This is a genomic window from Streptosporangium sp. NPDC050148 (assembly GCF_055586505.1).
Genome location: NZ_JBVJIA010000061.1, coordinates 12,547 through 22,170, shown reverse-complemented (window position 1 = coordinate 22,170; position 9,624 = coordinate 12,547). Strand labels below are relative to the sequence as shown.

Below are 9,624 nucleotides of genomic sequence, written 5' to 3'. Positions count from 1 at the left end.
GCCCCGACGGGGTGCTGTCGGCCATGGGCCAGGACACCCTGACCGACGCCTCCTTCCTGCCCACCCTGCGCGACGGCAGAGCCGAACCCGAGACCCTGCTCACCGCCGTGGCCCAGGCGCACGTCTGGGGAGCGCGTCCGGACTGGACGGCCGTGCTCGGCGGGCGCGGGGAACGCGTGGAACTGCCCACCTACGCCTTACAACGCAGGCGCTACTGGCTGGAGCCACCCCCGGCCCCGCCCGCCGAACGGTCCCGCTCGTGGCGCTACCGGGTCGACTGGAAGCCGCTGAGCGAGGTGGGCACGCCCGCCCTGCACGGCACCTGGCTGCTCGTCACCCCCGGGAACGCCTCCGCGATCGACGCCCTGGCCGACGCCTGCGAGGCGGCCGTACGGGAGCACGGAGCCGAGGTCGTCCGGCTCACGGCAGGGTCGGCAGGGTCGGCAGGGTCGGCACAGGCATGGAACCTGCCGGAGGACCCGGCTGTCGTCGGCGGGGTCCTCTCCCTGCTCGCCCTCGACGACGAGCCGCATCCGTCGCATCCTGCCGTCTCCCGAGGGCTGGCGGGCACGCTGGAGCTGGTCAGGGCCCTGGCCTCCGCGGGGGTGACGGCTCCGCTGTGGTTGGCCACGCGCGGCGCGGTCACGGTCGGCGGGCCGGACGAGCCGAGCGCTCCGGTCCAGGCCCAGACGTGGGGGCTGGGGCTCGCGATCGCGCTGGAACATCCGCGGCTGTGGGGCGGTCTGGTCGACCTTCCGGCGTCCCTCGGGACGCGGGAGTCCGGCCATCTGGCGCGGGTGCTGGCGGGCATGGCCGAGGAGGACCAGGTCGCGGTACGCCCGTCCGGTGTCCTGGCCCGCCGTCTCGTCCGCGCCGGTGAACCGGTACGGCGGCGGGAGTTCCGGCCCCGGGGCACCACGCTCGTCACCGCGGGCACCACCGGCCTGGGCGCGATCGTGGCCCGCCGCCTGGCCGCGGAAGGCGCCGAGCACCTGCTGCTGACCTGCCCTGCGGACGCTCCGGCCGGCCACTTCGGCGACCCCGGAGACGGACGGGACGACAGGAAGGACGTCCACGACGAGCAGGTGGCCGAGCTGTGCACGCTCGGTGCGGGGCGGGTCACCGTCGTCGCCTGCGACCTGGCCGACCGCGACCGCGTCGCGGGCATGCTGGACGCGGTCCCGGATCTCACCGCCGTCTTCCACACGGCCGGGATTCCCGAGGTGACGGCGCTGGCCGACCTGGACCTGCCCGGCCTGGCCTCGGCTCTCGCCGAGAAGGCGACCGGCGCCGCGAACCTGCACGAGCTGCTCGGGGACCGCGATCTCGACGCGTTCGTGCTGTTCTCGTCGATCGCCGGCGTGTGGGGGAGCGGCGGGCAGGGAGCCTACGCCGCGGCGAACGCCTATCTCGACACGCTGGCCGCGCACCGCAGGGCACGCGGAATGACCGCCACCTCCGTCGCCTGGGGACTGTGGGACGAGGCGGCACCGGCGGACGACCCGCGGGAGGCCGAACGGCGTGACCAGCTTCACCGGCGCGGGGTGACGGCCATGGCCACCGAGCCCGCCCTGGCCGCGCTGTGGCAGGCCGTCGAGGAGGACCGGGCCACGATCACGATCGCCGACATGGACTGGGACCGTTTCGTGCCGGTGTTCACGGCGTTGCGGGCGCGCCCGCTGATCGGTGACCTGCCGGAGGCGCGGCCGCTCCCGCCCGAGGCCGATGACGGGCAGGTACCGGAGCTGGTACGGCGGCTGGCCGACCTGCCCGAGGCCGAACGGCGCGCGCGGCTCCTGCGCCTCGTACGGGAGGAGGCCGCGGTGGCCCTCGGGCACGACTCCGCGGACGCGATCCCCCCGGCCCGTCCCTTCCTCGACCTCGGCTTCGACTCGCTGGCGGCGGTCAGCCTCCGCAACCGGCTGGTGGCCGCGACCGGGGTGAGGCTGCCCGCCACCGCGGTCTTCGACCATCCCAGTCCCGAGGCGCTCGCCGCGTTCCTGGACACGCGGCTGGACTCCGCGCCCGGCCTCTCCATCGATGCCGAGCTCGACGCGGTGGCCGCCAGGCTGGGAGCGCTGGACGCCGGGGACCCGGAGCGACGGCGCCTCACGGCACGGCTGCAGGCGCTGGTGACGGAGCTGGCGTCCGGCCCGGCGGACGCCGCGCCGGAGAACATCGCGGAGCGGGTCGAGACGGCGACGGACGACGAGCTCTTCGGACTGCTCGACGCGGAACTCGGAGACGAAGGACCGGGGTTGTGAACGAGGACAAGCTACGCGACTACCTCAAGCGGGCCACGGTGGAGCTCCACGAGACCCGCCGGCGGCTGCGGGAACTGCAGGAGCAGCGCAACGAGCCCATCGCGATCGTCGCGGCGAGCTGCCGCTACCCCGGGGGCGTGCGGTCCCCGGAGGACCTGTGGGAGCTGGTCGCGTCCGGCGTCGACGCGGTCGGGCCCTTCCCGGACGACCGGGGCTGGGACATCGACACGCTCTACCACCCCGACCCCGACCACCCGGGCACGTCGTACGTGCGGGAGGGCGGGTTCCTGAGCACGGCGGGACACTTCGACGCCGCGTTCTTCGGGATCTCGCCGCGTGAGGCGCTGGCGATGGACCCGCAGCAGCGGCTGCTCCTGGAGACGTCGTGGGAGCTGCTCGAACGCGCCGGCATCGACCCGGACACGCTGCGCGGGAGCCACACCGGGGTGTTCGTCGGCTCCAGCGGGCAGGACTACGGCGCGCTGCTGCAGTCCACGCCGGAGGACGTGGTGGGCTACCGGATGACCGGGGTGGCGGCCAGCGTGCTGTCCGGGCGGCTGTCCTACAGCTTCGGCTGGGAGGGACCCGCGGTCACGGTCGACACGGCCTGCTCGGCCTCCCTGGTGGCGCTGCACCTGGCCTGTCAGTCGCTGCGGCTCGGCGAGTGCCCGCTCGCCGTCACCGGAGGCGTCGCGGTGATGTCCATCCCGGCGGGGTTCGTGGAGTTCAGCCGGCAGCGGGGGCTCGCGCCCGACGGTCGGTGCAAGTCGTTCGCGGCGGCCGCGGACGGCACGGGATGGAGCGAGGGCGTGGGCGTCCTGCTGCTGGAACGGCTGTCGGACGCCCGGCGCAACGGCCACCCGGTCCTGGCCGTGATCCGCGGCAGCGCGGTCAACCAGGACGGCACGTCCAACGGCCTCACCGCGCCGAACGGACCCTCCCAGGAGAGGGTGATCCGTACGGCCCTGGCCGGTGCGGGCCTGTCGGCCGGTCAGGTGGACGTCGTGGAGGCGCACGGGACCGGCACGCCGCTGGGCGACCCGATCGAGGCGCAGGCGCTGCTGGCCACCTACGGCGAGAACCGCCCGCAGGACCGGCCCCTGTGGCTGGGGTCGATCAAGTCCAACATCGGGCACACCGCGGGCGCCGCCGGGGTCGCCGGCGTGATCAAGATGATCATGGCGATGCGGCATGCCACGCTGCCCGCCACCCTCCACGTCGACGAGCCCACCCCCCGGGTGGACTGGTCCTCCGGCGGGGTGTCCCTGCTGACCGCGCCGAGGCCCTGGCCCGCCGGTGAGCGGCCCCGGCGCGCGGGGATCTCCTCCTTCGGCGTCAGCGGCACCAACGCCCACGCCATCCTCGAGGAGGCCCCGGCCGCCGATCCCGTCCCGCTCACCGGCCCCGGCGGGGAAGGCCGTGACGGGGAGGCCCGTGACGGGGAGATTCGTGGCGGGCAGGTTCACGCCCAGGAAGCCCCTTCCGGGGAAGGCGCCGGGGACCCCTTCGGCGGCCCCGTGCCCTGGGTGCTCTCGGCGCGTACCGGGAGCGCGCTGCGGGCCCAGGCCGTACGGCTGCGCGCGCACCTGGCGCGACGGCCGGAGGCGACCGTGGCCGACGTGGGCCGGTCGCTGGCCACCACCCGCGCCACCTTCGAGCACCGGGCGGTCCTGATCGGCTCCCGCGCGGAGGAGCTGGACCGGGCCCTGGACGCGCTGGCCGGGCGGCGCCCCTCCGCCGACCTCGTCGAGGGCGTGGCACCCCCGGCCGGGGCCAGGGTGGCCTTCGTGTTCTCCGGCCAGGGCGCGCAGTGGCCCGGCATGGGCGCCGAACTGCTCGGGTCGGTGCCGGTGTTCGCCCGGGAGGCGGCCCGCTGCGCCGAGGCGCTGGCCCCCCACGTGGACTGGTCCCTGCTCGACGTGCTCCGCGGCGACGCCGGTACGCCGAGCATGGACAGGGACGACGTCGTCCAGCCCGCGCTGTGGGCCGTGATGGTCTCGCTGGCCCGGCTGTGGAGGTCCCTGGGCGTCCACCCGGCGGCCGTCGTCGGCCACTCGCAGGGCGAGATCGCCGCCGCGACCGTCGCGGGCGCCCTGTCGCTCGACGACGCGGCGCGGGTCGTCGCGCTGCGCAGCAGGGCCCTGACCACGCTGACCACGCTGACCGGCCGTCACGGCATGATGTCCGTCGCGCTCGGTGCCGACCGGGTGTCGGAACGGCTGGCACGCCACGACGGCCGCCTGTCGATCGCGGCCGTCAACGGCCCGGCCTCCGTGGTCGTCGCCGGGGAGTCGGCCGCGCTGTCGGAGCTGCTCGCCGAGTACGAGGCCGACGGGGTGCGCGCCAGGATGGTGCGGGTGGCCTACGCCTCGCACTCGCCGCAGGTCGAGGCCGTCCGCTCCCGGCTGCTGGCCGAGCTGGCGCCGATCGTGCCCAAGCCCGCCGAGGTGCCGTTCTACTCGACCGTGACCGGGCGTCCCGCCGACACCTCGACGCTGGACGCCGCCTACTGGTACCGCAACCTGCGCGAGCCCGTCCGCTTCGCCGACGCCACCCGGGCGCTGCTGGACGACGGCCACACGCTGTTCGTGGAGACCAGCCCCCACCCCGTGCTGTCGGTCGGCCTGCAGGAGAGCGTCGAGGCGGCGGGCGCCCCCGCGGCGGTGGTGCCCACCCTGCGCCGCGACCGCGGAGGCCCGGCCGACCTGCTCGGCGCGGTCGCACAGGCGTACCTGCACGGCGCGCCGGTGGACTGGTCCGCGGCGCTGCCCCCGGCCCGCACGGTGGACCTGCCGACCTACCCGTTCGAGTCACGGCGCTACTGGCTCTCCAGCGGCCACGTCCCCCACCCCGCCGGAACCGGAGCCGGAACCGAACCAGGAGCCGGGAACGGAGCCGGAACCGAACCCGGGGCCGGGACCGAGGACGGGCCGGACCCGGCCGAGGCCGCCTCGCTCGCGGAACGGCTCGCCGGCCTCGACCGGGCCGGCGCGGAGGACCTGCTGCTCGACCTGGTACGCGGCCACGCCGCCGCCGTGCTCCGGCTCGACGACCCCGGACTGGTCGGCGCCGACCACGCACTACCCACCTTCGGGTTCGACTCGCTGACGGCGGTGGAGCTCAGGAACAGACTGAGCCGGGCCACCGGGTTGCCGCTGCGGGCCGCCCTCGTGTTCGACCATCCGACCCCCAGACGGCTCGCCGGGCACCTGCTGGCGAGCCTCCCGACGGTGCCAGAGGCGGCAGAGAATTGAACAAGAGCAAGGTTTTGATCGTGGGAGCCGGTCCCTGCGGCCTGATGACGGCGGTCGAGCTGGCCCGCCGCGAGATCCCGGTGACGCTGCTGGACGCCGAGGAGGAGGCCGGCAGGGGATCGCGCGCCATCCTGCTGTGGCCGCCCTCCCTCGAACTCCTCGACGACCTCGGCCTGCGCGCCGAGGCCGACGAGCGCGCCGTGCCGATCAAGGCGCTGAGCTACCACACCGCGCCCGGCACCGTGCTGCGGCTGCCGCTGGACCGGCTGCACGCGCCCCTGGTCCTGCCGCAGCAGGACACCGTCGACCTGCTGGAGGAGGAGCTGCGCAGGCTCGGCGGGAAGGTGGAGCGCGGGCTGCGCGTGACCGGCCTGGACGTGCGGGACGACGCGGTCACGGTGACCGCGCGCGGCAGGGACGGCACCGAGACCCGCTGGGAGACCGAATGGCTCATCGGTGCCGACGGCCACCGCAGCACGGTCCGGGAAAAGCTCGGCATCGACTTCTCCGGCACCCGGCTTCCGGTGACGTTCCTGCTCGCCGAGGGCACCCTGCGGGGCGAGTACGACGCCGACGCGGTCAACTACTACCTGGGCCGCACCGGTGTCGCGCTGATCGCACCCCTGCCCGGCGGCAGGGTGCGGATCGCCGGCGCCATGGCCGAGGGCTCCCTGCCCGCGGGCTCCCCGGTGACGGCCGAGACGGCGCAGCGCATGCTCGACGAACGCGGCCCCGGTGACCTGCGGCTCACCGACGTCACCCTGGCCACCTCCTACAGCAGCCACGAGCGCATCGCCGCCACGCTCCGGGCCGGCCGCTGCTTCCTCGTGGGCGACGCCGCGCACGTGCACTCACCGGTCGGCGGCCAGGGCCTCAACCTCGGCTTCGCCGACGCGCGCAACCTGGCCTGGAAGCTCGCGGGCGTCATCGAGGGCCGCCTCGCCCCGGCGATCCTCGACACCTACGACGCCGAACGGCGGGCCGCGGCCGAGCAGATCGTACGGGCCACCGGCAAGATGACCCGCAGGGCGGTGCTCAGCCCGGCGGCCAACCGCGTGCGCAACGCGCTCATGGGCCTGGCCCACCGCGCCGGGGTGCTCGCCGCGCAGCTGCCGCCCCTGCTGGCCGGATGGCGGACCCGCTACCCCGACACGCTCGGCCTGGCCGCGGCCCGCCCGCCCAGGGGCCTGCCGCAGGTGGGCACCCGCCACCCGGGATGGACGCTCGAACCGGGCACCGGCCCGGCCGGGCGGTTCCATCTGGTCAGCCTGGGCCCCCAGGACGGACCGGCGGACCGGCACGCCCGGGAGCTCGCCGCCGACCTTCCCGCCCTCGTCACCCACCGCCACCGCGTCACCCGCGGCAGCGGGTTCGTCCTGCTGCGGCCCGACGGCCACATCGCCGCCACCGGGCCGGAGACCGACCTCCCACGGCTCACCCGCGCACTGAAGCAGATCCTCGTCCCCTCGAACCCGGAGCGGTAGTCACATGTCATCTGATGAGTTCCCCCCGATCCTCGGCGGCTTCGACCTGTCGGATCGGAGCAGGTACGCCGAAGGTTTCCCGCACGACGTCTTCACGCGCCTGCGCCGGCAGGAGGAGATCCTCTTCCACCCGCCCGGCAAGACCGCCGACGGCGAGGGATTCTGGGTGCTGAGCCGCTACGACGACATGGTGGCCGCCGCGAGCGACCCGGCGTTCTCCTCCCAGGGCGGCGGCGGCCGCGCCGGAGGCGGCACCCACATCGACGACCTGGCCCCCGGGGTGCACGCCGGGACGCTGCTGAACATGATGGACGACCCCCGCCACCAGCTGATCAAGGAGCAGGTCGCGCCCGGTGTGGAGGGCGACACGCTCGCGGCGCTGGAACCCGACCTGCGCGAGCTGGCGGACTCCGTCGTGGCCGGCGCGGTGGCCAAGGGCGAGGGCGACCTCATCCGCGACGTCGCCGGACAGTTCGCGATCAAGGCCGCGCTGCGGCTGCTCGGCGTGCCGCGCCACGACTGGGACGCCCTGCTGGGCTGGGTCGACGTCAGCACCGGGTTCGACGACCGCGAGGCCGGCGAGGACAACGAACGCTCGCAGATGGCCCGGCTGGCGCTGTACCAGTACGGCACGAGCCTGCTCAAGGGCAAGCAGGAGGCACCGGCGCAGGACCTCATGTCGGCCGTGGGCCGGGCGGAGATCCCCGCCGACTCCGGCCAGCCACCGCTCGGCAGGTACGAGCGGGAGGTGTTCTTCAACCTGACGCTCGGCGCGGGCACCGAGCCGCCCCGCAACGCGATCGCGCTGGGCCTGCTCGCCCTCGCCGAGAACCCCGACCAGTGGGAGGCGCTGCGCCGGGACCGCTCGCTGCTGCCCGGCGCCATCGAGGAGATCCTGCGTTGGGCGTCGCCCACCCCGTACAACCGGCGGACCGCGACCAGGGACATCGAGTTCCGCGGCGCGAAGATCAAGGCCGGGGACAAGGTGACGTTCTGGTGGGCGTCGGCCAACCGCGACGAGAGCGTGTTCGACGACCCGTTCACCTTCGACATCCGCCGCGCGCACAACCCGCACCTGGCCTTCGGGTTCGGCAGCCACAGCTGCCTGGGCGAGCGGATGGGACGCCTGGACGTGCGGCTCGTCCTGGAGGCACTGCTCGACCGGGTCGAGCGGATCAGGCTCACCGGCCCCGTCGAGTGGGCCAAGGACAACAAGCACACCGTGATCCTGCGGATGCCGGTGGCTTACGACGGCGTCACCGACGTCCCCGCCCCCGCCCCGCGGGACCTGCCCGCCTCCACCCTGCCGCAGCAGCCCGGGCAGTACATCATCTCGCAGATGCTGCCGTTCAACCCGTTCGACCCGGCGTTCCGCGACGACCCCTACACCGTCTACCGCGCGATCGCCGAGGGCGGCCCGGCCGTCCGCACCCCCGCGGGCACCGTCGTGGTGACCGGTCACCGCGAGGTCACCGAGGCGCTCGCCGACCCGCGCAACGGCTGGGGCGACGGCCACCTCGTCGCCGACCACTTCGCCAAGGACGCCGACGGCAACCCCGTGCGGCAGTTCGCCTTCATGGACCCGCCCGACCACACCCGCCTGAGGGGGCTGGTGAGCAAGGCGTTCACCGCCCGGGTGGTGGAGGGGCTGCGCCCCAGGGCCGAGGAGCTCGTCGCCGGCATGGTCGCCGGTATCCGCGAGGCCGCCGCGGAGGGACCGGTCGACCTCATGGACGCGGTCGCCCACCCGCTGCCCACCATCCTGCTCGCCGAGCTCATGGGCGTCCCGGCGGACAACCTCGACCGCTTCCGTGCCTGGTCCGCCGCCATCGGACGCGGCCTCGACCCGGACTTCATGCTCACCCGCGACCAGGTCGGTCAGCGCCAGGGCGGCAGGGAGCAGTTCAACCGGTACTTCACCGAACTGGCCGCCCTGCGGCGCCGCGAACCCGCCGACGACCTGATCAGCGCCCTGGTCGCCGCGGAGCAGGAGGGCGACAGGCTCACCGAGAGCGAACTGATCATCACCTGCACCCTGCTGATCAGCGCCGGGTACGCGCTCACCGTCCACCTGATCGGCAACGGCATGCTCGCCCTGCTGCGCAACCCGGACCAGCTCGACTGGCTGCGCGCCAACCCCGACCAGATCGCCGGCGCGACCGAGGAACTGCTGCGGTTCGACGGCCCGACGCAGATGATCTCCCGTCTGGTGCTGGAGGACACCATGGTCGGGGACACCCCCGTCAAGGCGGGGGAGACGCTCCTGCTCGTCCTGGGAGCCGCGGCCCGCGACCCGCGCGTGTACGACGACCCCGACGTCCTGGACCTGTCCCGCCGTCCCGGCGTGCGCAACCTCGGGTTCGGCCACGGCATCCACTTCTGCATCGGCGCGCCCCTCGCCAGGATGACCGCGCAGATCGCGCTGGGCGCGCTCTCCCGGCTCGACATGGAACTCGCCGTCGACGACCCGCGCCGCAACGAGGGCATGGTGGTACGGGGCCTGGCCGAGCTTCCGGTGATCCTCAAGTGAGCGGCGGGGGGGGGGGGGGGGGGGGGGGGGGGGGGGGGGGGGGGGGGGGGGGGGGGGGAGGGGGGGGAGCACGACACACCCACCTGCACGCC

4 protein-coding genes are annotated in these 9,624 nt (G+C 74.7%); all 4 read left to right on the top strand.

What is annotated here, in order from left to right; all coding sequences use genetic code 11:
* Window positions 1-2,264, top strand: a 2,264-nt coding sequence (locus tag ACZ6RT_RS36765; protein WP_470158653.1) for a beta-ketoacyl reductase, incomplete at its 5' end; no start/stop codon positions are given.
* Window positions 2,261-5,518 (top strand): type I polyketide synthase, encoded by a 3,258-nt coding sequence (locus ACZ6RT_RS36760; protein ID WP_470158652.1) that lies wholly within the window; start codon window positions 2,261-2,263, stop codon window positions 5,516-5,518. The genes ACZ6RT_RS36765 and ACZ6RT_RS36760, both read left to right, overlap by 4 nt.
* Entirely contained in the window at window positions 5,515-7,002 is a 1,488-nt protein-coding gene (locus tag ACZ6RT_RS36755) for an FAD-dependent monooxygenase (protein WP_399196707.1), read from the top strand. The genes ACZ6RT_RS36760 and ACZ6RT_RS36755 overlap by 4 nt, the downstream gene beginning before the upstream one ends.
* Before the next feature lie 4 nt (window positions 7,003-7,006).
* Window positions 7,007-9,532, top strand: a complete 2,526-nt coding sequence (locus ACZ6RT_RS36750) for a cytochrome P450 (RefSeq protein ID WP_399196706.1) — start codon at window positions 7,007-7,009, stop codon at window positions 9,530-9,532.
* The last annotated feature ends 92 nt before the right edge of the window (window positions 9,533-9,624 follow it).

Coding starts and splice junctions, on each gene's coding strand:
- ACZ6RT_RS36750 (WP_399196706.1), top strand. CDS start 7,007: ATGTCATCTGATGAGTTCCCCCCGATCCTCGGCGGCTTCGACCTGTCG.